General features: G+C 36.4%; 20 protein-coding genes and 2 pseudogenes. 17 read left to right on the top strand and 5 right to left on the bottom strand.

Annotated features, from left to right (window positions below; genetic code table 11):
* Positions 1–176: 176 nt before the first annotated feature.
* Positions 177–1,305 (bottom strand): annotated as a pseudogene (locus FGS84_RS08485) (IS3 family transposase); the annotation flags it as partial.
* A 46-nt stretch (positions 1,306–1,351) separates the two neighbouring features.
* On the opposite strand from FGS84_RS08485, the gene FGS84_RS08480 reads away from it, so the two are divergent.
* Positions 1,352–1,864: a restriction endonuclease subunit R gene (locus FGS84_RS08480; protein WP_002567441.1), complete on the top strand. Its 513-nt coding sequence runs from the start codon at positions 1,352–1,354 to the stop codon at positions 1,862–1,864.
* Positions 1,865–2,231: 367 nt separating this feature from the next.
* Here FGS84_RS08480 and bla read toward each other — a convergent pair whose 3' ends face one another.
* The 3 genes from bla to FGS84_RS08465 all read right to left on the bottom strand — a co-directional run bounded on the left by bla (position 2,232) and on the right by FGS84_RS08465 (position 6,944).
* Positions 2,232–3,125, bottom strand: coding sequence for a class A beta-lactamase (bla, locus tag FGS84_RS08475; protein ID WP_002567442.1), 894 nt, complete (start codon positions 3,123–3,125; stop codon positions 2,232–2,234).
* A gap of 1,634 nt (positions 3,126–4,759) precedes the next feature.
* Positions 4,760–6,556 carry a BlaR1 family beta-lactam sensor/signal transducer gene (locus FGS84_RS08470; RefSeq protein WP_002567443.1) on the bottom strand — a complete coding sequence of 599 codons (1,797 nt, stop codon included), beginning with the start codon at positions 6,554–6,556 and terminating at the stop codon, positions 4,760–4,762.
* 1 nt (position 6,557) lies between these two features.
* Positions 6,558–6,944: a BlaI/MecI/CopY family transcriptional regulator gene (locus FGS84_RS08465; RefSeq protein ID WP_002588697.1), complete on the bottom strand. Its 387-nt coding sequence runs from the start codon at positions 6,942–6,944 to the stop codon at positions 6,558–6,560.
* 832 nt (positions 6,945–7,776) lie between these two features.
* Between FGS84_RS08465 and FGS84_RS08460 the strand changes: the two genes are divergently transcribed.
* The 15 genes and pseudogenes from FGS84_RS08460 (at position 7,777) to FGS84_RS08390 (ending at position 22,033) form a co-directional block, all read left to right on the top strand.
* The gene (locus FGS84_RS08460; protein WP_002567445.1) at positions 7,777–8,190 is read left to right on the top strand and encodes a sigma-70 family RNA polymerase sigma factor; all 414 of its coding nucleotides are present in this window, start codon (positions 7,777–7,779) and stop codon (positions 8,188–8,190) included.
* A gap of 651 nt (positions 8,191–8,841) precedes the next feature.
* The gene (locus FGS84_RS08455; RefSeq protein WP_002567446.1) at positions 8,842–9,045 is read left to right on the top strand and encodes an SHOCT domain-containing protein; all 204 of its coding nucleotides are present in this window, start codon (positions 8,842–8,844) and stop codon (positions 9,043–9,045) included.
* 17 nt (positions 9,046–9,062) lie between these two features.
* Positions 9,063–10,628, top strand: coding sequence for a recombinase family protein (locus FGS84_RS08450; protein ID WP_002567447.1), 1,566 nt, complete (start codon positions 9,063–9,065; stop codon positions 10,626–10,628).
* A gap of 2 nt (positions 10,629–10,630) precedes the next feature.
* A complete protein-coding gene (locus FGS84_RS08445) occupies positions 10,631–11,497 on the top strand; it encodes a zinc ribbon domain-containing protein (protein ID WP_002567448.1) in 867 nt (288 codons plus the stop codon).
* Positions 11,498–11,552: 55 nt separating this feature from the next.
* Positions 11,553–13,172: a recombinase family protein gene (locus FGS84_RS08440; RefSeq protein WP_002567449.1), complete on the top strand. Its 1,620-nt coding sequence runs from the start codon at positions 11,553–11,555 to the stop codon at positions 13,170–13,172.
* 222 nt (positions 13,173–13,394) lie between these two features.
* Positions 13,395–13,622 carry a helix-turn-helix transcriptional regulator gene (locus FGS84_RS08435; RefSeq protein ID WP_002567450.1) on the top strand — a complete coding sequence of 76 codons (228 nt, stop codon included), beginning with the start codon at positions 13,395–13,397 and terminating at the stop codon, positions 13,620–13,622.
* Positions 13,619–16,357 (top strand): DEAD/DEAH box helicase family protein, encoded by a 2,739-nt coding sequence (locus FGS84_RS08430; protein ID WP_002567451.1) that lies wholly within the window; start codon positions 13,619–13,621, stop codon positions 16,355–16,357. The genes FGS84_RS08435 and FGS84_RS08430 overlap by 4 nt, the downstream gene beginning before the upstream one ends.
* Before the next feature lie 12 nt (positions 16,358–16,369).
* Positions 16,370–16,726 carry a hypothetical protein gene (locus FGS84_RS08425; protein ID WP_002567452.1) on the top strand — a complete coding sequence of 119 codons (357 nt, stop codon included), beginning with the start codon at positions 16,370–16,372 and terminating at the stop codon, positions 16,724–16,726.
* An 89-nt stretch (positions 16,727–16,815) separates the two neighbouring features.
* Positions 16,816–17,019, top strand: a pseudogene (locus tag FGS84_RS08420) (type I restriction-modification enzyme R subunit C-terminal domain-containing protein); the annotation flags it as partial.
* A complete protein-coding gene (locus tag FGS84_RS08415) occupies positions 17,009–17,788 on the top strand; it encodes a hypothetical protein (protein WP_002567453.1) in 780 nt (259 codons plus the stop codon). The pseudogene FGS84_RS08420 and the gene FGS84_RS08415, both read left to right, overlap by 11 nt.
* Before the next feature lie 22 nt (positions 17,789–17,810).
* Complete coding sequence (locus FGS84_RS08410) at positions 17,811–18,938, top strand: restriction endonuclease subunit S (protein WP_002567454.1); 1,128 nt, start codon at positions 17,811–17,813, stop codon at positions 18,936–18,938.
* Positions 18,938–19,543, top strand: a complete 606-nt coding sequence (locus tag FGS84_RS08405; protein ID WP_002567455.1) for a hypothetical protein — start codon at positions 18,938–18,940, stop codon at positions 19,541–19,543. The genes FGS84_RS08410 and FGS84_RS08405 overlap by 1 nt, the downstream gene beginning before the upstream one ends.
* Positions 19,544–19,547: 4 nt before the next feature.
* Complete coding sequence (locus FGS84_RS08400) at positions 19,548–21,038, top strand: class I SAM-dependent DNA methyltransferase (RefSeq protein WP_002567456.1); 1,491 nt, start codon at positions 19,548–19,550, stop codon at positions 21,036–21,038.
* 146 nt (positions 21,039–21,184) lie between these two features.
* Positions 21,185–21,412 (top strand): hypothetical protein, encoded by a 228-nt coding sequence (locus FGS84_RS08395; protein ID WP_002567457.1) that lies wholly within the window; start codon positions 21,185–21,187, stop codon positions 21,410–21,412.
* Positions 21,413–21,424: 12 nt separating this feature from the next.
* The gene (locus tag FGS84_RS08390) at positions 21,425–22,033 is read left to right on the top strand and encodes a Fic family protein (protein ID WP_002567458.1); all 609 of its coding nucleotides are present in this window, start codon (positions 21,425–21,427) and stop codon (positions 22,031–22,033) included.
* 271 nt (positions 22,034–22,304) lie between these two features.
* Here FGS84_RS08390 and FGS84_RS08385 read toward each other — a convergent pair whose 3' ends face one another.
* A complete protein-coding gene (locus FGS84_RS08385; RefSeq protein ID WP_138307501.1) occupies positions 22,305–23,219 on the bottom strand; it encodes a DUF4397 domain-containing protein in 915 nt (304 codons plus the stop codon).
* 141 nt (positions 23,220–23,360) lie between these two features.
* Between FGS84_RS08385 and FGS84_RS08380 the strand changes: the two genes are divergently transcribed.
* The gene (locus FGS84_RS08380) at positions 23,361–23,630 is read left to right on the top strand and encodes a YabP/YqfC family sporulation protein (RefSeq protein WP_138307499.1); all 270 of its coding nucleotides are present in this window, start codon (positions 23,361–23,363) and stop codon (positions 23,628–23,630) included.
* The last annotated feature ends 18 nt before the right edge of the window (positions 23,631–23,648 follow it).

Genomic DNA, 23,648 nt, shown 5'->3' with positions numbered 1-23,648 from the left:
GCTATGGTATGGCTCAATGTGAGCCGAGAATGTGAACTGTTCACTTTAACAGTTACATAGTATACAGAAAAAAATCTTATTGAAAAGGAGAATGAAACATTTGATAGATATATATAGGGTTTTGAACTATAGTCAATGAAAAAGACGCGATTTTTAAATATATTTTCTGGGAATGCCTAGATTCCTTGTCGTTCCCAGAATGTTGTTTCCATTTCGTCTGGTATCAGATAGCCTAAAGAACCATGTGGTCTGCGAGAGTTATAGAAGTCTTTGATATACTGGAAGACAGAGTGGTATAGGTCACGATAGGTGCGAAAATTACGCCTATTGGTTTCTTCTTTTTTGAGATATTTGAAGAAACTTTCGCAGCAGGCGTTATCAAAAGGATATGCCTTTTTCGAGAAGGACTGGACAACATTCAGTTCATCAAGCAGTTTTCGAAATGCAAAGGTTATGTACTGTGATCCTCTATCAGAGTGAAACATCAGTCCAGCAGGACAATTTCTGGTATGATATGCTTTCTGAAAGGTCTGGATTACCAGATCTGCATTGGGTCTGGATGATATATTCCAAGAGATAATTTTTCTAGAAAAAGATCCATAATGATACAAAGGTAATACCACTTACCTCCGGCTTTGAGATATGTAAAATCACTTGTCCAGACCAAGTTGGGAGCTTTTTGATGAAAGGCTTGATGCAGGTGATTAGCATAACAGCCGGACAACTCTTTTGGGCGAGAAATGGATTTTGGTTTTATTGTGGATATAGGCGGAAGCTGCATGGAATGCATCAGGCGGTACACTCGACCGACGCTGATGAAAATGCCATAGTCACGACCTAAGATATATGTAATTTTATAAGCACCGATGCGTTTATCGTAGTCAGCGTAAATGTGTAGAATCATTTGTTTGATGTTCTGATTCTCAATGGTTCTGGAAGAAGGCAGAGAATAAAAATGTTTGTAATAAGTACTGCGGTTTACGTTGAGAACACGGCAGAGGGTTTTGATATTGTGCTGTAATCGAAGCTTATAAACTGTGCTTAATCTTTGTTTGAGTGTAGCGTGAAGATGGCAATCGCTTTTTTTAGGATGAGGTTTTCTTCTTCAAGCTGAGCATTTCTTTTCTGAAGTTCCTGAATCTGTTTAGCGGTCAGAATTTCACCATTAGATGTTTCAACAGTGGAGTATTGCTTGATCCATCTGGAAAGAGCAGTTTGAGAAACACCATACTCTTTGATTAGAGAAGCTTGCGTTTTGCCATTATGATAGAGATCAACAAGAGTTCGTTTGAAATCCTCATCATAATAATTTTTTTAGCCATAAAGATACCTCCTTTTGGTGTCTAGTATTATGGTACATCTGTTTATAAATCGTGTCCACTTATTTAATATAGATCCAAATATCGACTACATATTGATGTTGGTCGAGCAATATCATGAGGGCAACTGTGAGGATAAGGAAATTCTCACTTCGATCCGTAAGGCAGTAGATGCCAGTATGCAGCTTCGCAGCAAGAAAGAATTGATTGAAGCCTTTATCAATCGTGTCAATGTAGACACACAAGTTACAACTGACTGGCGCAGATTTGTGCTTACTCAGGAAGAAAATGACCTTGCTAAAATTATTATGGCAGAAAAGCTCAAACCAGAAGAAACCAGAAAATTTGTGTCCAATGCGTTCCGCGATGGAGTATTGAAAACGACTGGAACCGAAATTAACAAGCTCATGCCTCCGGTATCCCGTTTTGGCGGTAGTGGCAGAGCCAAGAAAAAGCAAGGTGTTATTGAGAAACTGAAAGCATTTTTTGAAAAATACTTTGGTTTAGGTATTACGGAGATGCAGTCAGAAAAAGAAGAAAATTAGAATTATGATAAAACCATATTGGCAAAATTGATTTTTGTTCCTGCCGAAAGGGCTTGTATTGTATGAATGAAATTTTAAGTTTTGTCGATCCCCTGACCACCATAATGGTGGTATCAGACTGTCAAAAAACCCCTGAATTTTGGATAAAATTCAGGGGTTTTTGACAAGTTAAACAGGTGAGAAAGCCACTTGTTATTGACATGCCATCAGCTAGATGGTATATATAGCATATGGGTGAAATCTTCTAAGTATTGCATCCATGATTATCTGAAAATAATCTTATCTATGGTTCTTTTTGAGAGTTTCTAAGATAAAACTTTTGTAATCGTATTTTGGTATATTAATTTATTTTTGAGTGAATCAATTTTTATGATATTAAATCAAAGATGATTTTTGTGGCATCTGCTATCAGTTTATTGTCATATTCTGCATCTTGTTCTGCTTTTTTTGAAAGTACAGCTACAAATATAGGTTTTTTATTTGGGGGTGTTACAATAGCGATATCATTTCGTGTTCCATAAGAACCAGCACCACTTTTATCTGCCACAATCCAATCACTTGGTACACCAGCACGAATTAATTCATCACCAGTTGCATTATTTGACATCCAATCTATAAAAATCTCTTTTTTATCATCTGACAATATATCTCCAGTTACATATTCTTTCAAATTGAAAGCCAATTGTTTAGGAGTACTAGTATCTCTTATATCGCCAGGTACAGCATCATTCAATTCAGTTTCTATTCTAGAAGGCTCACTTACAGTATCACCAATTTTACTTAATGATTGTTTAAAACCATTAGGTCCATCAAGAAGAGTAAATTGTAGATTTCCAGCAGTATTATCGCTTTGTCTAACTGCAGCATCACATATTTCTCTAATAGTCATTCCAGTATCTACTTTATCTTTTGCAACTGGTGCATAAGATAAAACATCTTCTTCTTCAAAATATATTACATTATCAAGTTCTTCAATAGAGTATTTTTCTAAAATGGCACCGGCAGCTAAAGCTTTATATGTTGAACAGTATGCAAATCTCTCATCTGCATTATAAGAAATTTCTTTATTAGTTTCTGTATCAAGTGCATAAATTCCTAATGTAGCATCATATTTTTCTTCCAGTTCTTGAAATAGAGAATCATAATCTGCATTAACATTTTCATTGCTATCAGGAATGTTTTCTTGTTTATTACTACATCCAACAGATAATAATATGATAAAGATCGTTAAAATACTTATGATAATTTTGTTGTGTTTCATAACTTTATCCTCCTAAAATATAGATTATACATAGAATTTTGAATTTTTGAAGCATTTATATCATTTCATATAGCTAACTTATGCATTTGTAATATATTATCTCCACCTTTCAAGTTTTTCATTGCAAATCCATAATAAAATAGTAGTATTTCCATTTTAAAGGATATGAGAGTTGTATTTGTCACAATATATAATTCTTTATTTAGGTTAAATTTAGTAAACCATTCATTTTAGTTGTGCTTACGAACTATAATCCAACATAGTTTATCTTTTCTCAACATATTTGTATTAAGATTTTGAAAATGTTTTGTCACCTCTCTTTATAAATAAAATGAATTCTATATGTATTTGTCAATATAAAATTTTAGTTGAGAAAATATAGCAATAAGTCTATTGTGTGAAGCACGTTTTAAATATTACAATAGTAATGTTTAAAAGTCAAGCAAAATTTAAAATAATTTTTCCTATTGTATCTGAGCATAAAAAGTGAACTGAACCAATAAAAACGGACAATGACAAAAAGCCCCCTTATTTAAAATAATAGAATCACATAAGGAGCCTGTGGTTTCAACAAAAAACACTTGATTATATGAGCAGGTTTTATTATAGCAAAAAGTAAATACACGCATATCAAATAATTGAACCAAAGCTGATTGCTATGTGTAAAGTAGGAAAAACCAATCCGTAAGCTTGTAAAATACTTTTAATTAGAGATTCGACAAATTGAAAACTGAATCAATTACTATAATCGGGAATAGACTCGTCTTATTGCTGGGCTTCTGCTAAAATACAGAGGACGTCCTAAAAACAGACAGAACCAGCTAGTATCAGAGAATATCAGTAAGAAATTGAGTGCCTGAAGATGAAAAATGAACTTTTACGGAATTTTCTGCGATTAGAAGAATGGATGTGAGAGTACAAGTGCAATATGAGTTTATATATAGACACAAAGTGTGCTATACATTATCAATGATGTATCGTTTCTTCGAGATATCTTGCTGTAGATATTATGATTTCCGAAAACATTCCAGCAAATTATGAAGAAATATGGGTTGTTGCCAGAAATTTGCCGACACAGAAAATGGGTAACGGATATTTCTTATATGCATACATAACAGGATATTTTATATCTGTCAGACATCTTTTATAACCATAAGTATATCCAATCAAAACCACTAGTAAACTAGTGGTTTGAGCAACCCCTAGAAGGGATATTACGTGCCAACCCCTAAAAGGGGCATCGAAAAAATATCATCGTATTTGTTTGCACTGCAACCTGTAAACAGGTACTATAATTGAGAATACAGTATGTTAATTAAATATTGTATATCCTTTAGTTGATAATTCGTAAATCCATAGTAATTATCATTCAAAAAAATATACTAAAGTATTTTATTTATCCCTAGTAGAACTAGGGGTTTTATTAAGCTAAAGCATCCAATGAAAAACAGGAGTGGCATCGCCACTCCGTTGGAAACTCAAATATTATCTTAACAAGAATGTTTTTTATATGATGTCCACACAATATGGGCAGTTTATCTTTTTGTGTACCATCCTTTTATCAATTTAAAGAATCGTATTAAACTAAACTGATTGAGTTATGTTGTTTTTTCTTATCTATATGATTGTTACTTTTATAATTTATAAATATTCATATCAGATAATATAGAAAGTGTAATTTCAGATGCGATACTGCCAGTTGCATTATCTATAGCTTGAATATTTGTTGCAAAAAAATATGTATGATTTTTAGATTCCACGAAACCTATAAACCAACCGTTTACATTTTTTTCTTCAATACATCCAGTACCAGTTTTACCATAAATTGTGCAATTAACATCTGAAAATAGCTGGATACTTTCTTTTGTAGTTTGAATGTTTTCTGGCGTAAATCCAAAATCATTAAAGTATAATGACTTTAAAAGTTCTACTTGTTCTATAGGAGAGATTTTTAAGGAGGATTCCATCCAATATGAAGAAAGTTCTCCATTTATGTTTTGATTTCCATATCCAATTTGTTCAATATAAGATTGCAAATTAGATTTACCTAACTTTGCATCCAAAGCTTGAAAATACCAATTAACAGAAGAATTCATTGCAGAAAACAGAGTTTGGTCTTCATTCCATGATTCAAATGGATAATTCTGTTGAGGACAGGAAATAAAAGAATTTTCTGAAGTAATAATATTTTCTTCTAAAGCAAATAGAGCATCATATATTTTATAAGTAGAGTTGGGAGATATTCGTATAGTTGCTTGTTCTATATCGTATATATTCCAATTATCTTTCTGTAAATCGTAAAGCACAAAACTTCCTTTGTACCCATCAAAATATGATGAGAGATCTACAAGCGTAATCTTTTTTGAGGAAGTATCCCAAGTATAGCATTCCTCCGATGCATATGTGGACAACATAGGAGAACAGCCAAAAAGTAAAATAGCTGTCATGAAAAAAGCAATCAATCCTTTTATTCGTTTCCAATAGGTAGGATTTTCATAAGAAGCAATGTTAAGAATACGACGTTTAATTTGCTTCATATTTCCGCCAAGTCCAGCTACAAATGGAAATGGAGTCGTAGAAATTTTTTCAGCAAAATTAATTAATGTATTTCCATAGTTAATATAGTCCTTATATTCAAGCATTTTTAATACAGAACTATCACAAGCAATTTCCCTATCATGACACATTTCTTTTAGCGCAACAAATACAATAGGATTAAACCAATAAATAATTCTAATAAGAATCATAAAATAGTTAGTAATATTATCCCTATATTTGTAATGTTGTAACTCATGTAGCAACATATATCGTAAATCAGAAGTATTATAATCAGAAATCAAATGTATCGGCAGATAAATGCATGGTTTACAAATACCAACGATGATGGGAGATTTTAAAAAAGCAGTACTGTAAATGGGGATATCCTTTTTTAAATTCATCTCATCTAAACAACTATAATAAATTTTTCGTACTTCAACATTTTGCAAAGATAGAGCGGATTTTTTTAACATATGTAAGTGTAAAACTGATTTTGTAACCAAAATAATCATTGTTAGTACACCTACAATCCAAACAGCTCCTAAAATCAATCCAAATATTGATGATGTATCTTGAGTGATAGAAAGTGTAAAGTCATTCATCCAATTCATATTATTTTCAAAAATTGTTTCATTGGTTGTATGTGATACAATATCATTATTTGGTAATCCTGATTGTGGAATGTTACTAAATAACGCAAATATGGAAAAAAATTTTGTTGGCTTTAATGGTACAAAAGGGATTAACAACAATATAAATAATAAGAACCATAAATTATATTGCATACGGCTAGTTAAAATTTTTTTGAATAATTTTTTAACTACTAAAAGGATTCCAATGATACAGCTAATCCATAAATTACAAATGAGAAAGCGTATCATAAAATCACTCATATTACTTTCCTCCTTTTTGTGACATTTTTGTGAGAATGGAACGGAGTTCCTCTATTTCTGTTGTAGGTAATGTATCATCTTCGAGATAAGAGGATATCATAGCTGTTATTTTACCATTATAATAACGATTTAAAAAAGAATGACTTTTTTGTTGAATATATTCTGATTCGTTTATTAGAGGAGAATATACAAATACTCGACTTTGTTTTTCATATGTAAGTACTTTTTTGGTCACAAGTCGTTTTAGCATTGTATGAATAGTTTGAGGACTCCAGTTTGTTATTTCTAATAGTTTTTCTGTTACTTCGTTTGTATTAATAGGTGCATATTTCCATACAATTTTCATAACTTCGAATTCGGCTTCAGAAATCTGTGGTAATTCCTTCATAAATAAATACCTCCATATTATATGTCCGTTAGAAACAGTATAATCATATTTAATAATAAAGTCAAATGGAAAGAAGGGGCTTACATTAATGTCACTACAGTTTCATTAACATGACTTTAGTTTGCATCATATTGTATTGTACTGTTGTTGCACTTTTTTGTGTTATCAATATGTTTTGTCCAATATATTCCTTTAATTGTTTTGATTTGTATACTTGAAAATGATGTTTTGGTAAAGTTTAATAATTGTGAATCTACTGTTTATCTAAAGAAAAATAAAACAAAGAAAATAACAGACCGGATTTTGATCCGGTCTAATCGTCGTGAAAATTTTATTTAGTTGAAAATCATTAAAAAGCTTGCGAAAAGGTATTGACTTTTGTTAGCAGGTTTTTATGCGAAAAAACAAGAAAAATGTAATATTTTATCGAGAAATTTTCAGGTTTTTCCGACACCATTATACAAGAATTTTCGATATATTTCGCTATGATATCCATGTTGATTTCAATAGAAATCATATAAAACTTCATGAAATACGATAAAAAATGTAATTTCATATAAAATGAAAAATTTGATCCAATATTGTAATCGAAGGAAAAACAAAAATTGCAAATGTTCATCTAATAAGAAACCATTCGTTTGTTTTCATCTCAATGCTTATGATAAAACTTATTTTCAAGCACATTATTTTTATGTGAAAAATTTCATATTTATTTTAAAAAGCGAATCTCAAACCGAGGTTTGCTTTTTTTGTTGTGTAAACAGGTGCCGATCACCGCCAGCCTCTGATTTAAATTTGCCACTCAAAACAAATTTGAATCGGAGGAATGAGTATGTGTAAAGAAGATAAAAAACAATATTTTGTTCAGATTGGAAACAAACAAGTAGAAGTAAATCAGGAAGTATATCTGGAGTTATATAAAGATCAATTATATGAAAAAAATCAGCAAAGAAAAAGAAGAAGAAATAATATTCTGAGCTTTGATGCGATGAATGAAGAAAATAATGATGTTTATGACTTTGTTCCTGATATGAATTCCAATGCTGAAGAAGAAGCAATACATAGAGCTACAATGCATAAGATAAAAGAAATTCTGAAAGAAATAGATCCAGATAATATTATATCACTCAACTATTTCTTAGAATATTCAGAACATGAAATATCAGCTATTTTAGGAATTCCAAAACATACAGTGAATAGAAGAAAAAGAAAAATTTTAAATTCCATAAAAAAATTAATGGAGTAAATATCAAAATATAGATTGATTTCAACTAAATTTTATATAAAAAATAGCCGAAAATACAATGTTAAATTATATAAAATGACAAAGTTTTGAAAATTTAAAAGTTTTTTGCATCAAAACCTTTCGTAGTGACCTGATATATGAAGGGTTTTTTATTTTCACCTTTCTGTGTTCTTTGAAAACCAAATATCCAGCAATATAAATACGTTACTCTGTTCTGCCCAAAAGGGACAAGCAGTACCATGCAGTGCGCCATGACGATTCGTTACAACAGAACGTGAAATAAAAATATTCTTGAGCGAGGTTCGTTGGTCTGTAATACATAATCCGAGCGATTTATGCTGTATGGGTATGATCTTTTGGCAGGATCAAATGCCATGACCGGAGCAGAGCCACAATGATACTTCTGCCGAGTCCCAGACATCGCAAGGACGGCAGCCCGCATGACGGGGGAGGTGAAAAGCCTATGTGTGTAGCCAAGCACAGTTTATATTGCTGCCCAATGCCGGGGAAGTAGTGTCAAATACGGCAAATTTAAGTCAGAACAGTGTGCCGCTATTAAGCGGCACACATTTGTGACTTTTCATCAGAGAAAGAGTGGCTCTTTGATGAAAGGTCATAAATAGGAAAATAGTCATTAAGGGGGGGAATTATATGTCAAAAGATCAGATGCAAAATGAAATCAGATACCAGCTTTCCAAGGAGTTATTGACAAGAATGCTCTTTCGAAACCTGATTACCGAAGAAGAATACAATCGGATGAACAGTTTGAACCTGCAAACCTTCCAGCCGGCAGAAGCCAAACTTTATGAAAAAAATAGTAGATGTGTCACTGAAAAGCAGGTATCCTTTGCTTGAAAAAAGGAGGCATAAACATGAATGATACAGCAAAAACAACAGACATAAATGAAGAACCGATGATGAAAAACGTCTGTGCCTACTGCAGAGTCAGCACCAATATTCCACACCAGAAAGGCTCTTATGAATCCCAGCTGGAGTATTATGAAAATATGATTCGTAGCAAAGCCGACTGGAATTTCGTAGGCATCTATGCGGACTATGGTAAAAGTGGAACCAAAGAAAAAGGCAGAACGGATTTTATGCGTATGCTGGAAGACTGTGAAGCAGGAGAGATTGACATCATCTGCACGAAATCTATATCAAGATTCGCCAGAAACACAGTGGAATGTATACAGGTAGTGAGAAAGCTGAAAGAAATGCACATTGATGTGTACTTTGAAAAAGAAAGAATCCATACACTCCCGGAAAAAAGCGAATTGCTGCTTTCCATTTATTCCTCTGTAGCACAGGCAGAATCAGAAAGCATTTCCTCAAACCAGAAATGGAGCATACAAAAAAGATTTCTGAATGGTACCTACATACTGCCTAATCCGGCATATGGCTACTGTACAAATGCAAACGGATTGCTTGAGCTGGATCAGAAGCAAGCAGCTGTCGTGAGATTTATATTCGACGAATATCTGGAGGGAAATGGAATATGGCGGATTGCCAAAAGCCTGAACGAGCAGAAGATACCAACAAAAACAGGAAAGGCAGCTTGGTTAGGCGGCGCCATTTATATCATTCTGAAAAACAGCGTCTACACAGGTGACTTGCTTCTTCAGAAAACATACAGTGAGGACATTGTACCATTCGTAAGAAGAAAAAATAATGGGGAATACCGTCAGGTGCTTATTGAGAATGATCATGAACCAATCGTAACACATGAGGAGTATGAAGCCGTTCAGCGAATGCTGAAACAAAAGGCAAAAGTAAAAAAAGCAGGTAAAGAAGAACAGCTGGAAGAACATTCAGAGTTTAAAGGAAAAGTCATCTGTGGTATCTGCGGTTCTTCATACAATCGTCAAGTGAAAAAAGGCAGGACAGGCAAAAGCAATATCACTTGGAGCTGTGCCAGACGCATACAAACAAAAGACTTATGCGAAAATGATATTATCAAGGAAAGCCAGTTGGAGCAATTATTTATAACCATGTGGAACAAGCTGTCAAATCACTGTGATGAGATACTGGTAGCACTGATGAAGGAGCTGGAGCATTTAAAAGCAACACCTATGATACAGAAGCAGTTGGAACAATTAGACAAACGAATACAAGAGCAGAAAAAGCAGAGAGAGATTCTCAACCACTTGGCAAGTGGAGAGATGATCGACTCTGCTTTTTATATGGAACAGCAAAACATGATTAGCAAAAACCTAAAAGAGTATCAGAGAGAAAAGGAGCAATATCTTCAGAAATCCAGACAGAGAAAAGAATTGATACAGACAAAGGAACTGATTAAGCAGTTCAAAAAAGGACCGCAATATCTGGAAGTATATGACAAGACATTATTCCAAGCAATCGTAAAAAAGATTATTGTAAATCCCAACGAGTTAGTATTTGAACTGACAAACGGATTAAAGCTAACAGAAAGAAGGAAATAAATATGGGAAGAAAAGTAACAGTATACGGCTATCAATTTAAAAATGGCATATTGCAGGCAGATAAGGAACAAAGTAGATTTGTGCAGGAGATATTCAATGTATATAACAGCGGCATTTCAGTATCAAGGCTAAAAGACCATATCGAGGGACTGGAAATCAATCGAGTAAAGCTCAATGATATGCTCAGTGACAAAAGGTATATGGGGGATGAGAACTTCCCAAAGATTATAGAACCGGAATTATTTGAAGCGGTACAGCAAATGAAAAAGGAAAGACGCAAAGCAATAGGCAAGGAACAGTCCTATATCTATTATAAAGAATACTTCCTTCTGGGTGATAAAATGAAATGCGGAGAATGCGGCAGTGAATATCACTGCTACAAGCATGGAGATAAACAGATATGGGATTGCAGTAAACGAATTGTAAAAGGCAGGGTACACTGCAGAAATCAGCATATACAGGAAGCCCAAATCAAAGAATTATTTATGCAGGCAGTAACTAAAATGAAAAACCATCCGGAAAAGATTAGAAAAATTACGATACATAAATTCAAAAGAAATATTCGTTTACAGGCAGTAGAGCATGAAATAAAGCTTCTGAAAAACGACAGCAGTCATAACATAGACGAATTGCTGGAGCTGATATATAAAAGAGCATCGTTACAGTATGAAGACTCCGATGATGGCGGAGCAGAATACTATACAAATAAAATAGTAGATTTGCTTCAGCAGCATAAAGAGCAGACAGAAGAAAAAACATTCGACAAAGACTTGTTCGAATCAATAACCCAAACAATTACTATATACAAAGATGGCAGAGTGATGTTCACACTGAAAAACGGAGTGAATGTAACAGAAATGCTGCCATAAAACGGTGTGAAGAGTATGGAAGAAAAATACAGCATAAAAAGAAAGGAAGTATATTATGAATAGCACAGCGACTGATCGAAAAATCAAAATAATTCCGCCCAAAGCTAATATGAATACAGAAAAGAAAAAGAAAGTAAAAAAAATCAATGTTGCCGCCTACTGCAGAGTCAGTACAGCACAGGAAGACCAGGAAACCAGCTATGAGGCACAGGTGGCATACTTCACAAAACTGATTACAGAAAACCCCAGTTGGAATTTGGCAGGGATATATGCAGATGATGGTATCTCCGGAACAGATATGAAGAAAAGGGATAACTTCAATGCCATGATGGAAAGATGCTTGCAAAAAGATGGAGATATCGACCTGATTCTGACAAAATCCATTAGCCGATTTGCCAGAAATACAGTTGACTGTCTGTCCTGTATCCGAAAGCTGAAAGAACGAAATATCGCTATCTACTTCGAGAAAGAGCATATCAATACACTGGAATCCACAGGAGAACTTCTGATCACCATACTCAGCAGCCAGGCACAGGAAGAAAGCCGAAATATCAGCGAAAATGTGAAATGGGGCTTAAAGCGAAAATATGAAAAAGGAGAGATGCTGGTCAGAAGAATGTTTGGATATGGCAAAGGCACAGATGGACAGCTGTATATCATTCCAGAAGAAGCAGAAGTGGTACGATTGATTTACGGAAAATATCTGGAGGGGGAAAGCCTAAACAGTATTGCCCGATTACTGAAAGAAAAAGGTATCAAAACTATCAGGGGAAATATAGAATGGAACGTGAATTCAATTCGTACCATCCTAATAAATGAAAAGTATATTGGTGATGCCATGGCACAAAAGACCTTCACAACAGATTATCTGACCAAAACACGAAAAGAGAATCAAGGGGAGCTTCAAAAGTATTATGTGGAAAATGCTCATGAAGCGATCATACCAAGGGAAGTGTTCTATAAAGTCCAGGAAGAGCTGCGCCAACGAGCAAATATATATAAGAAATCAAGCAAAAAGGAAACAGAATCAAAGGGTAAACATACAGGAAAATACGCCTTATCCAAGATCACGGTCTGTAAGGAATGCGGCTGTGAGTACCGCAGACAAATCTGGTCGAAGTACGGGGAAAAGAAAGCTGTATGGAGATGTGAAAACAGACTGAGAAATGGGACAAGATACTGCAAAGATTCCCCAACCATAGAGGAAAATGTATTACATAGAGCAGTATTACATGCCATAAATCAGGTTCTTGAAAACAAAGGTGACTTCGTCCAGACATTCAGAAAAAATGTAGTCACAGCACTGACCCATGGCACAGAGGATTCGGAATATGCCAGAGAAAAGAAAAAGCTGCAGAAAGAAATGGCAGAACTGATACAGCAGCAAGCCAAGCAGAACGGCGATAAAACTGCCTTTGAGGAACACTGTCAGGCGATCACAGCACAGATAGAAGCATTGGAAATGAAGCAGATCAAAGCAGCCAGTAGAGGCGAGAAAGGCAGGAAAATGGAAGATATCGAGAATTTTCTGGACAAAACAAACTGCATACTGACAGAGTACAATGATAAGCTGGTAAGACAGCTGATTGAGAACATCAATGTAGTGAATGCAAGAAAGGTAGAGGTAGTATTCAAATCTGGAATTACAGTTGAGGAGATGCTTCCGGAATATTAAACGAATAAGAATGGAGTAAAAAGCTGATCGTCACTTTTAACATTGAAACACATTCCAAAAAGGCATCATGTTATCAAGGGTCAAAAACTGAATTGTATTAAAACAAGTATCGGTAAAATTTCTGATACTTGTTTTATCCCCAATATTTTGTCTAAATTGATATTTTCACGCTTTCGTGATATAATACAATTTAAATGTATATCTGTGTATGGAGGAAATAATATGGCTGTCAGTTATAAAAAACTTTTTCATATGATGATTGAAAGAGATATGAGCAATGCTCAGTTAATGGAACAGGCAGGTTTTTCGGCAAATATCATTACTCGTATGAAAAGGGGCAGCTATATTTCCTTAGAAAGTGTAGAAAGTATATGTCGAGCAATGTGCTGTGGCGTAGATGATATTTTAGAGTTTATACCCGATGAACATGAAGAGGTGAATAAACAATGACACCTGAACAGAAAGCAAGACTATCGATCGATAAAAAATTAGAACAATCCGGCTGGACGGTACAAGATTTGAAGCAATTAAATCCAATGGCTTCCCTTGGCATTGCTGTGCGTGAGTTTCCAACAAATACTGGTCCGGTCGATTATGCGCTTTTTGTGAATGGAAAACCGGTTGGTGTTATTGAAGCAAAACCGAGCAATGCAGGCGAGAATATCACCACTGTAGAAGAACAGTCTGCACGTTATGCGAATAGTACCTTTAAGTGGATAAAAACGGAATATTCCATTCGATTTGCCTATGAAGCGACGGACAAGCTAATCCGATTTACGGATTATAAAGATATCAAGTTCCGTTCCCGTACAGTCTTTTCATTTCACAGACCAGAAACCTTGGAGTTATTGCTTGCAAGTCAGGATACGATCCGGAACAATATGAAGCATTTTCCTCCGCTTGATGAAACCGGATTTCGAAAATGCCAGATTAACGCCATTCAAAATTTGGATAATTCTTTTGCCAATAATCGTCCGAAAGCGTTGGTACAAATGGCAACTGGTGCAGGCAAAACATTTACGGCGATTACAGCAGCATATCGTTTGTTGAAATACGGTAAGATGAATCGTATTTTATTTTTGGTGGATACCAAAAGTCTTGGAGAACAAGCAGAGCGTGAATTTCTTGCTTATACACCAAATGATGATCCCCGCTCTTTTTCTCAGCTTTATGGAGTACGTCGATTGAAATCTTCTTATATTCCTTCTGATGTTCAGATTTGCATCAGCACGATTCAAAGAATGTATTCTATCCTCAAAGGTGAAGAATTGGATGAATCTGCTGAGGAAACATCCTTTGCAGAATATGCAACTGCCAATACCAAGGCGCCAAAAGAAGTGGTATATAATGCAAAATATCCTCCAGAATTTTTTGATTGTATTATTGTGGACGAATGTCATCGCTCTATTTATAATGTGTGGAGTCAGGTGCTTTCCTATTTTGATTCTTTTATCATTGGGCTGACTGCTACACCAGATAAGAGAACTTTTGCCTTTTTTGATGAAAATATCGTCAGCGAATATCCCCGTGAACAGGCGATTATAGACGGTGTCAATGTAGGTGAAGATATTTTTCTGATTGAAACTGAAATCACAAAAAACGGGGCACATCTGATGAAGCAGGTGATTGAACATCGTAACCGTCTGTCACGTGAAAAACGCTGGATGCAGATGGACGAAGATGTTGATTATGTTCCGCCGCAGCTTGACAGAGATATCGTCAATCCTAGTCAAATTAGGACTGTGATTCGTACTTTCAAAGAAAATTTATTTACGACGTTATTTCCACGAAGAAAAGAAGTACCGAAAACCCTTATTTTTGCAAAGACGGACAGCCATGCGGATGATATTGTCCAGATGGTGCGGGACGAATTCGGAGAAGGAAATGATTTTTGCCGTAAAATTACATATTCTGCAGAAAATCCAGAATCTGTACTTAGTTCTTTTCGAAATGACTATAATCCTAGAATTGCTGTCACAGTTGATATGATTGCTACTGGTACTGATGTAAAACCCATTGAATGCCTGATTTTTATGCGTGATGTTCGCAGTAAAAATTATTTTGAACAAATGAAAGGGCGTGGCACTCGTACACTGGGAAAAGATGATCTGCAAAAGGTCACGCCTTCTGCAACGGAGAACAAAGATCATTTTGTGATTGTAGATGCAGTGGGTGTTACCAAGTCCAAAAAGTGTGACACCCGTCCACTGGAAAGGCAACCTTATGTTTCCATGAAAGAATTGATGATGAATGTAGCACTGGGTTCTAAAGACGATGATACACTTACCTCATTGGCAAACCGTATCATACGTTTAAATAGCCAGATGAACAATTCTGAACGGAAGCAGTTTAAAGAAGTAGTGGGAGAAAGTGCGGAAAAAGTTGCAGAAAATCTGCTCAATGCCTTTGACGAAGATGTGATTACAGAAAAGGCTAAGGCAGATACAAAAACCGAAACACCATCGGATGAAGCACTGAAACAAGCACAAAAAGATTTAATTGCGCAGGCAGTAGCACCATTTATGAATCCTGATACACGTGATTTTATTGAAAATGTCCGCCGGAGTCATGACCAGATTATTGATAATGTAAATCTGGATTCGGTTTTGTTTGCCGGATATGATGTGCAGAAAGAGGAAACTGCTGACCGTGTGATACAGACATTCCGTACTTTTATTGAAGAAAACAGGGATGAAATCATTGCTTTGCGTATCATTTACAGCGAATCCTATGCAAACCGTGCGATGGCGGTAGAACAACTGAAAGCATTATACGCAAAACTCAAGTCAAAAGGTATCACCGTGGAACGTCTGTGGGATTGCTATGCCATTAAGAAGCCAGATAAAGTAAAAAAAGGTGTAATGGCACAGCTTACTGACCTTATTTCTATCATTCGCTTTGAGATGGGGTATACGGATCAGCTTTCTCCATTTGCTGATAAGGTGAATTACAACTTTATGAAGTGGACGCTCAGACGAAACGCAGGTGCAGTACATTTTACCGAGGTACAGATGGAATGGTTGAGGTTGATTAAAGACCATATTGCAAGTTCTTTGAGTATTCTGCCGGAGGATTTGGATCTGACACCATTTGATAAAAAAGGTGGACTGCTTGGCTTCTACGAAGCATTTGGAGAACAGTATGAAGAAATTTTAGAGGAAATGAATATAGAATTGGTGGCGTAAAGGAGTAAAAGTATGGGGTTTTATGATGCTTTTAAAGATGTACTTAATATGGCACAAAAAGTTGACAACATCGACTTATACAGACAATTATTAGATTTAAGCGCACAAGCTCTTGAAATGCAAGAAGAAATCATAAAATTAAAAGCAGAAAATAAAGAATTAAAAAGCCAGAAGGATATCGAAGATGATATTGAGTATCATGTAGATCCTTTTATAACCAGGAAATCGGATAAAAAACCGATTAAATATTGTGCAGCTTGTTGGGCAGATAAGAAAAAGTTACTGCCATTGCAAGATTTTGGGGGAAACGATTATCGATGTCCTTTTTGCAAGTTTAAAATAATGGATACAAGTAATTGGACTAGATAAAAACATCAACCTTTATCCTGTTGCTATGATAACAGAATTCACTCAGTGGACGCTTAAACAAAACCGCAGGCGTAGTATATTTTTCTGGGGAACAGATGGAGAGGTTGCGGTTGATTAAAGACCATATTGCAAGTTCTTTGAGCATTCTGCCGGAGGATTTGGACCTGACACCATTTGATAGAAAAGGTGGATTGTTTGGCTTTTGTGAAGCATTTGGAGAACAGTATAAAGAAATTTTAGAGGAAATGAAATATGGAATTGGTAGCATAAAGGAGAAATACTATGGCAATTGATTTTGATACTCCAATGACTTTTTATGAATTACTGGCAGTTATATTGGCTGCTATTGCAATCATTATTCCTATAGTACAGGCGATTTGGAAAAAGTGGTTTAAAAAAGCAAAACTTAATTATATTTCAAATGGTAAAGCAAAACTTTTATTCAATCAAAGTGGTTCATATTTGCAAATTGATGGTGTATATGAAGCAATAAATAAACCTATTTCGGTTAAAAAAGTTACTGTTCAGATCAATCGACAAAAGGATGATGCAAAATTAAATTTGTTATGGTCGAGTTTCAGATCTCCAGTTTACCAAAATATAGCAGGAAATGCTCTACAAACAACGGAAACAGCACATCCTTTTCGAATTGAGGAAGATAGTATCATGTGTGCTTTTATAGAATTTGCAGATGTTTTTGACTCTTTTGGAAAAACTTTTATGCAGGAAACTAAACCTTTATTTGAAAATATAGTACGAATACGCAAAGATTATGCAGATTATGCAGAGGCATTAAGCGAATATCAATCTTTAGAAGAATACAAAAAGGCTAAATCAATTATTGAAAAGGAGTTCTTTTGGAATATAGGTCAGTATAGGATAGAAATAGAAACATTTTATAAAAATGAGTCTGTTAAATATTCTTTTACATTTTCAATAAGTGAAAGTGATTATAGACAACTAAAATCCAATATTGATGAATCTTTAGTTTCTCCTCTAAAAGATAGATACGCAATAATGAGAAACTATCAATGGGCAGATATTGAACTAAAAGAAGCATAATTTAATTAAGGAGAAAATGTGAATGAATCAAGTTGAACTCGGAACAATTCTACATATGGAAAAAGGTAAAAAGCCCCAAAAACAAAGTAAGGAAATAGAAGATGGTTTTTTACCATATGTAGACATAAAGGCTTTTGAAAAGGGAATTATTGATAGTTATGCTTCTCCAGAAAAGTGCGTGCTTTGTGATGATGGTGATTTACTTATCGTATGCGATGGCTCTCGATCTGGTCTTACTGGACGAGCCATCAAAGGAGTAGTAGGGTCTACGCTCTCCAAAATTAGTGCAGACGGTTTAACGAGAGAATATCTAAGGTACTTTATTCAAAGTAAATATACACTATTAAATACTCAAAAAAAAGGAACGGGTACACCGCATTTAAATGCTCAAATATTAAAACAATCCAAGTTAATTATTCCTTCACTACCAGAGCAAGAGAGGATTGTCGCAAGGATTGAGGAGTTGTTCTCCGAACTGGATAAGGCAGTTGAAACGCTGAAAACCACGAAGCAGCAGCTTGCAGTCTACCGTCAGGCGGTGCTGAAAGAGGCGTTTTCCTGTGCTGATACATTTGAGCCATTTGGGAGTATTATGACTTCACGTCTGGGTAAGATGCTTGATAAAGAAAAAAATGTAGGTCTGCCAGAACAATATATTCGTAATATTAATGTCCGATGGTTTTCGTTTGATTTATCTGATTTGCTAAAAATGCGTATTGAGACAAAAGAAATTGAAAAATATAGTATTAAATATGGAGATCTTATAATTTGCGAGGGTGGAGAACCTGGGAGATGTGCTGTTTGGGATCGAAATGATAGTATTTTTTATCAGAAAGCACTACATAGAGTTCGTTTTAAAAATGGTGAAAATCCCAAGCTTTATATGTATTATTTGTGGTTTATATCACAAACAGGAGAATTAGAAAAATATTTCACTGGAACAGGAATAAAGCATTTAACAGGGCAATCCCTACTAAAAGTTCCTGTTCCAATTATAAGTATTTCTAAACAAAATACTGTTGTACTAAAAATTGAGTCCCAACTATCCGTCTGCAACCAAATTGAAAAAATGATTGAGCAATCTTTGCAACAGGCAGAAGCCATGCGTCAAAGTATTCTAAAACAAGCGTTTGAAGGAAGGTTAGTGTGATGCAGATTATTGATTGGTTAAATAAGAATAGTGGTGCAATGACCTTTTTAATAACAGTTGTATATGTGGTTGCAACAATTGCCATTTGTCAGGCAAATATTAAATCTGCAAAAGCTACTCGTGAGCAGTTAGAGGTATCAAAAACTCAATTTGAAGAAACAAAGCGGTTAGAATTTTTACCGTATTTACAATTTCAACAAATTTCTTCTTCACAAAATGAGTATAAATTAAAATTGGTATTATGTGATAAAGATATTGACGGTGGGACATATGTATGCTGTTTTAATGTTCAAAATATTGGGCGAGGCACAGTCAAAGATATAATATACACTTATGAATGGGATGATTTTTCGAAAAAGTACGATCGAGGACCATTTCCAATTGGAGGTTTGATGCCAAGTGGTAATTCAAATATCAGAATAGAATTTGCATTACCCAAAGAGCAACGCAATTCTGTAAAATGTGCGTTTCAACTTCATTTCAAGGATTTGTTAGAGAATGAGTACAATCAAAGAATTGAGTTTCATTTCGAATCGAAAAATACAGCACCTATGGTTTTGGAAAATTATATAGTACAATCTCCCATAGTGATCAATAAGGAGTAGAAACATGTTAGAACAAACAACAACTATAATCTCAAAAGTCTGGGGAATGTGTAATCCGCTTCGGGATGATGGCGTATCTTACGGCGATTATCTTGAACAGCTTACATACCTAATTTTTCTGAAAATGTCGGATGAATATGCAAAACCACCTTACAAACGGGATACAGGGATTCCCTCTGGCTATACTTGGTCAGATATGAATACATTAAAAGGCGCAGAGTTGGAAGACCAATATAAAGCCACACTGGAAAAACTGGGAGAACAAGCTGGCATTTTAGGACAGATATTCAAGGGCGCTGTTAACAAAATCAGCAATGCGGCGATTCTGTACCGTGTAGTACAGATGATCAATAATGAAAAGTGGGTAGCAATGTCCTCCGATGTAAAAGGCGAAATTTACGAAGGCTTATTGCAGAAGAATGCAGAAGATATCAAAAGCGGAGCAGGACAATACTTTACACCTCGTCCGCTGATTCGTGCTATGGTGCGTTGTCTGCGTCCAGAGCCGATGAAAACCATTGCTGATCCCTGCTGCGGAAGCGGTGGATTTTTCCTTGCAGCTCAGTCTTTCCTTGCTGATCCGAACAATTATGCGTTAGATAGGGAGCAGAAGGGATTTTTGAAAAATGAAACTTTTTACGGAAATGAAATTGTTCCGGCAACATATAAAACGGCGCTAATGAACCTGTATTTACACAATATTGGTGATATTTATGGAAATGTTCCGATTACGTTGGGCGATGCGTTGCTGACAGATCCAGGATATCGTGTAGACTATGTGATGACCAATCCGCCGTTCGGCAAAAAGTCCTCTATCACCTTTACAAATGAAGAAGGGGAACAGGAAGACGAAGATCTCGTTTATAATCGACAGGATTTTTGGACAACCAGCTCGAATAAACAGCTTAATTTCGTGCAGCACATTAATACAATTCTTAAAGCGACAGGGAAAGCGGCAGTTGTTGTGCCGGATAATGTTCTGTTTGAAGGCGGTGCAGGGGAAGTCGTTCGGAAAAAACTGCTGGAAACAACGGATTTGCATACCATTCTTCGATTGCCTACTGGTATTTTTTATAAACCTGGTGTAAAAGCGAATGTTTTGTTTTTTGATAAACGTCCTGCTAGTGCGCAGCGTCAGACAAAAGAGGTATGGATTTATGATTTACGTACAAACATCCATTTTACCCTCAAACAGCATCCAATGACTGATGCTGATCTGGAAGATTTCGTTTGTTGTTATCATCCAGAAAACAGATATGAACGTACAGAAACCTATTCGGCAGATAATCCAGATGGTCGTTTTCGTAAGTTTTCAATAGAAGAAATTATGGAAAGAGATAAGACAAGTTTGGATATTTTCTGGATTAAAGATAAGTCATTAGCAGATCTTGATAATCTTCCATCTCCAGATGAGCTAGCCAATGATATCATTGAAAATTTACAAAGTGCGTTGGACAGTTTTACTGCTTTGCAGGCACAGTTGAATAAAGGTTAAATTTCATGACCGTACTGTTTTTACTGTGCGGTCTTTTCGTTACATCAATTTCGTTAAGGACATTATGCAAAAGGTTTTCGTTTTTTTTGATTTTTTGCGTGGATATGTGATAAAATAATAGAAACAGATAGAAGGGAAGTGTATTTATGGCATATACAATCGAAAAGAAATATTCTATCAAAGAAACAACAAAAGTTGGTCGTGAAAAAATTGTGAATGACGCTTTGGCGATTGCGACATTGGATGCAGATGCTCCAACAGAAAGAACCATGAATTTGGTACAAGAATATATTGATGGGAAAAAAGAAATTTCTGAAATCTTAAAGGAAACCATTGCTTATTATCAGGAGCAGGCAAAACATTGCAATAATTAAGGCGGTGGAGAAATGAAGGACTTTTATTTATATGATGATGTCCCTGTATTAAGAAATTTGCTGAATATCAAAGATGAAAAATTGTTGGAGGAAGCAGAAAGCAATATTACATATGTAAAGTTGCTTGACATCGATGATAAGATTTGTGGCGATGCGTTTGATTATCAGCGTATTAAGGACATTCATACATATATTTTTGGGGATTTATATGAGTGGGCAGGAAAAGAACGAGGTATCAATATTGTAAAAGGTGAAAGGGTATTAGGCGGTGATACTGTCAGATATGCGGACACAAATAGCATCGAACCCGAAATGGAAGCAGCACTAAAGGAGCTGAATCAAGTTAAGTGGGAAGTGTTAGATATCTCTGAAACAGCGGAGTTGTTCTCTAAATTGATTGCAAAAATATGGCAAATACATCCTTTCAGAGAGGGTAATACTCGTACTATCATCACATTTGCTACACAGTTTTCTGAAAAACATGGTTTTCGTATGAATAAAGCATTATTAAAAGACAACTCGGAATATGTGAGAGATGCACTAGTTAAAGCATCTGATGGAATGTATTCCGAATATGAGTATCTCATTCGAATTATTCAAGATGCAATATTAAAAGGTTAATATCTATACATAGTGAAAAGAACAAAATCTGGAATGGCAAGAGTAAACACCCTATTCCAGATTTTTTTGTTTCCACTATCCAGAGAAACAAGAAGCAACACTTTTTTGAAAAATACCTCTACGCCAAGGCACAACCAGCTTCTTTGGGCATACTTTTTGTACAGTCATCATGGGACGAATAAGCGAAAAGAAAAACGGTTTGCGGGACATAATTCCTGCAAACCGTTTTTCCGTCTGTCCGTTGGGCCATGCGCCGGCCGAACCCTGCGGTTTAGTTGGACACCACCAGTGTTTTCAGCCCGTCTGTTGCATTGGGGGCATTGAAGATATACAGGGTGTAGGATGTATTGGCGCTCATATTGGCGGAGGTGGTTGCCACCGCGGTGTTGGGGTAGGAGCCGGTCCTGGAGATGTAGAGCTGGTACCACCCCGGATAGAAGCTGGTGTAAGGGGTCACTTCCCTGTACCGTACATTGGTGAAGGCAGTGTAGGAGGAGTTCTGGCTGCCGATGGACACGTCGAAGGGCCCCAGGTTCAGAGACAGGTTGCAGGCCCGCAGACAGCTGGTGCCGGAAGGGGCGTTGCAGGAAATGTCGGATATTTCCATGATGTCCAGGCCGCTTGCCGTATTGATGATGGCAATGGTCATGGAGGCTGAGGCGCGGACCTGTATGGTCTTCTGGATGTACACATATCCGTTGGCTCCTGAAACCGTGACGGTCTGGGTGCCGGAGGCGGACTGGACATAGCCTGTTATGTCGCCGTTTCCCAGGCCGCTTGCAATCATCCAGTTGCCCAGGTACACGTAAAAGGGCTGGTAACCGGTGGAAGCATTCAGAATGCGCACCCTGCCGAAGCTGGTGGCGATGCAGTTGTAGCATGGGAAGGTGACGCCGGGAATCACAGTGACAGAGCCGCTGTTTCCGGGGAAAATGGGCCGGAAGATAGGCGGGAAGCCGGGGCGGTTATTGCCGCTGTCCACAGGACCGCCTTCGCCCGGATTGGGAAGGGGGATGACAGGGACGTTGGAGCCGTTATTCTGATTGCTGCCGCTGTCCACAGGGCCTCCCTCGCCGGGGTTGGGAAGGGGAGCCACGGGAACATCTGCCTCACCCAGCTCTGCCGTGGTCAGGAGGGTGTCCGGATACTCGTTCATTCTGTCTGTATGATAGGACTGATTGTTCATAGAGACCTCGCAAAAGATTGATTCATTATAGTCTATTCATATGGAAGCCGGAATGTGATTGTTTTCGGAAAAAAGGGAACTGCATTTTTAACAGGCTGATGCATATAATAAAAAGAACCAGTGTATCAGGAGCGTGGGCATATGTCATGGGAACCAAAGAAAACAGCCGTATCCGCACTGGGGCTGCCCCGGGATGTAATTCTGGGGGATGTGCTTATAAGCTTTGTGGGCAGGAGCCAGGTGAATGTGGAGAATTACAGGAGCATCCTGATTTACACGGACACCCTGATTAAGCTCCAGGCTAAGAACTGCAAGGTGGTGATTCACGGAGCCCGCTTAAAGATTGATTACTATACGGCGGAGGAGATGAAGATAACCGGCCAGGTCGGTTCTTTGGAATTTGAAACATAAATCAAAGGAGGGGCCTGC

It is taken from the genome of Clostridium sp. 1001271st1 H5, assembly GCF_005845215.1.
Classification (GTDB): Bacteria; Bacillota; Clostridia; order Lachnospirales; family Lachnospiraceae; genus Enterocloster.
Note: the sequence above shows the minus strand (reverse complement) of the source record. Positions and strands in the feature narration are given on the sequence as shown.

Excerpts from the sequence above, each read along its gene's own strand:
- FGS84_RS08390 (WP_002567458.1), top strand. The coding sequence starts at position 21,425 with ATGAAGGACTTTTATTTATATGATGATGTCCCTGTATTAAGAAATTTG.
- FGS84_RS08445 (WP_002567448.1), top strand. The coding sequence starts at position 10,631 with ATGGGAAGAAAAGTAACAGTATACGGCTATCAATTTAAAAATGGCATA.
- FGS84_RS08470 (WP_002567443.1), bottom strand. The coding sequence starts at position 6,556 with ATGAGTGATTTTATGATACGCTTTCTCATTTGTAATTTATGGATTAGC.
- FGS84_RS08425 (WP_002567452.1), top strand. The coding sequence starts at position 16,370 with ATGGGGTTTTATGATGCTTTTAAAGATGTACTTAATATGGCACAAAAA.
- FGS84_RS08415 (WP_002567453.1), top strand. The coding sequence starts at position 17,009 with ATGGCAATTGATTTTGATACTCCAATGACTTTTTATGAATTACTGGCA.
- FGS84_RS08435 (WP_002567450.1), top strand. The coding sequence starts at position 13,395 with ATGGCTGTCAGTTATAAAAAACTTTTTCATATGATGATTGAAAGAGAT.
- FGS84_RS08450 (WP_002567447.1), top strand. The coding sequence starts at position 9,063 with ATGAATGATACAGCAAAAACAACAGACATAAATGAAGAACCGATGATG.
- FGS84_RS08395 (WP_002567457.1), top strand. The coding sequence starts at position 21,185 with ATGGCATATACAATCGAAAAGAAATATTCTATCAAAGAAACAACAAAA.
- FGS84_RS08455 (WP_002567446.1), top strand. The coding sequence starts at position 8,842 with ATGTCAAAAGATCAGATGCAAAATGAAATCAGATACCAGCTTTCCAAG.
- FGS84_RS08380 (WP_138307499.1), top strand. The coding sequence starts at position 23,361 with ATGTCATGGGAACCAAAGAAAACAGCCGTATCCGCACTGGGGCTGCCC.
- bla (WP_002567442.1), bottom strand. The coding sequence starts at position 3,125 with ATGAAACACAACAAAATTATCATAAGTATTTTAACGATCTTTATCATA.
- FGS84_RS08465 (WP_002588697.1), bottom strand. The coding sequence starts at position 6,944 with ATGAAGGAATTACCACAGATTTCTGAAGCCGAATTCGAAGTTATGAAA.
- FGS84_RS08400 (WP_002567456.1), top strand. The coding sequence starts at position 19,548 with ATGTTAGAACAAACAACAACTATAATCTCAAAAGTCTGGGGAATGTGT.
- FGS84_RS08385 (WP_138307501.1), bottom strand. The coding sequence starts at position 23,219 with ATGAACAATCAGTCCTATCATACAGACAGAATGAACGAGTATCCGGAC.
- FGS84_RS08460 (WP_002567445.1), top strand. The coding sequence starts at position 7,777 with ATGTGTAAAGAAGATAAAAAACAATATTTTGTTCAGATTGGAAACAAA.
- FGS84_RS08405 (WP_002567455.1), top strand. The coding sequence starts at position 18,938 with ATGCAGATTATTGATTGGTTAAATAAGAATAGTGGTGCAATGACCTTT.
- FGS84_RS08480 (WP_002567441.1), top strand. The coding sequence starts at position 1,352 with ATGGTACATCTGTTTATAAATCGTGTCCACTTATTTAATATAGATCCA.
- FGS84_RS08430 (WP_002567451.1), top strand. The coding sequence starts at position 13,619 with ATGACACCTGAACAGAAAGCAAGACTATCGATCGATAAAAAATTAGAA.
- FGS84_RS08440 (WP_002567449.1), top strand. The coding sequence starts at position 11,553 with ATGAATAGCACAGCGACTGATCGAAAAATCAAAATAATTCCGCCCAAA.
- FGS84_RS08410 (WP_002567454.1), top strand. The coding sequence starts at position 17,811 with ATGAATCAAGTTGAACTCGGAACAATTCTACATATGGAAAAAGGTAAA.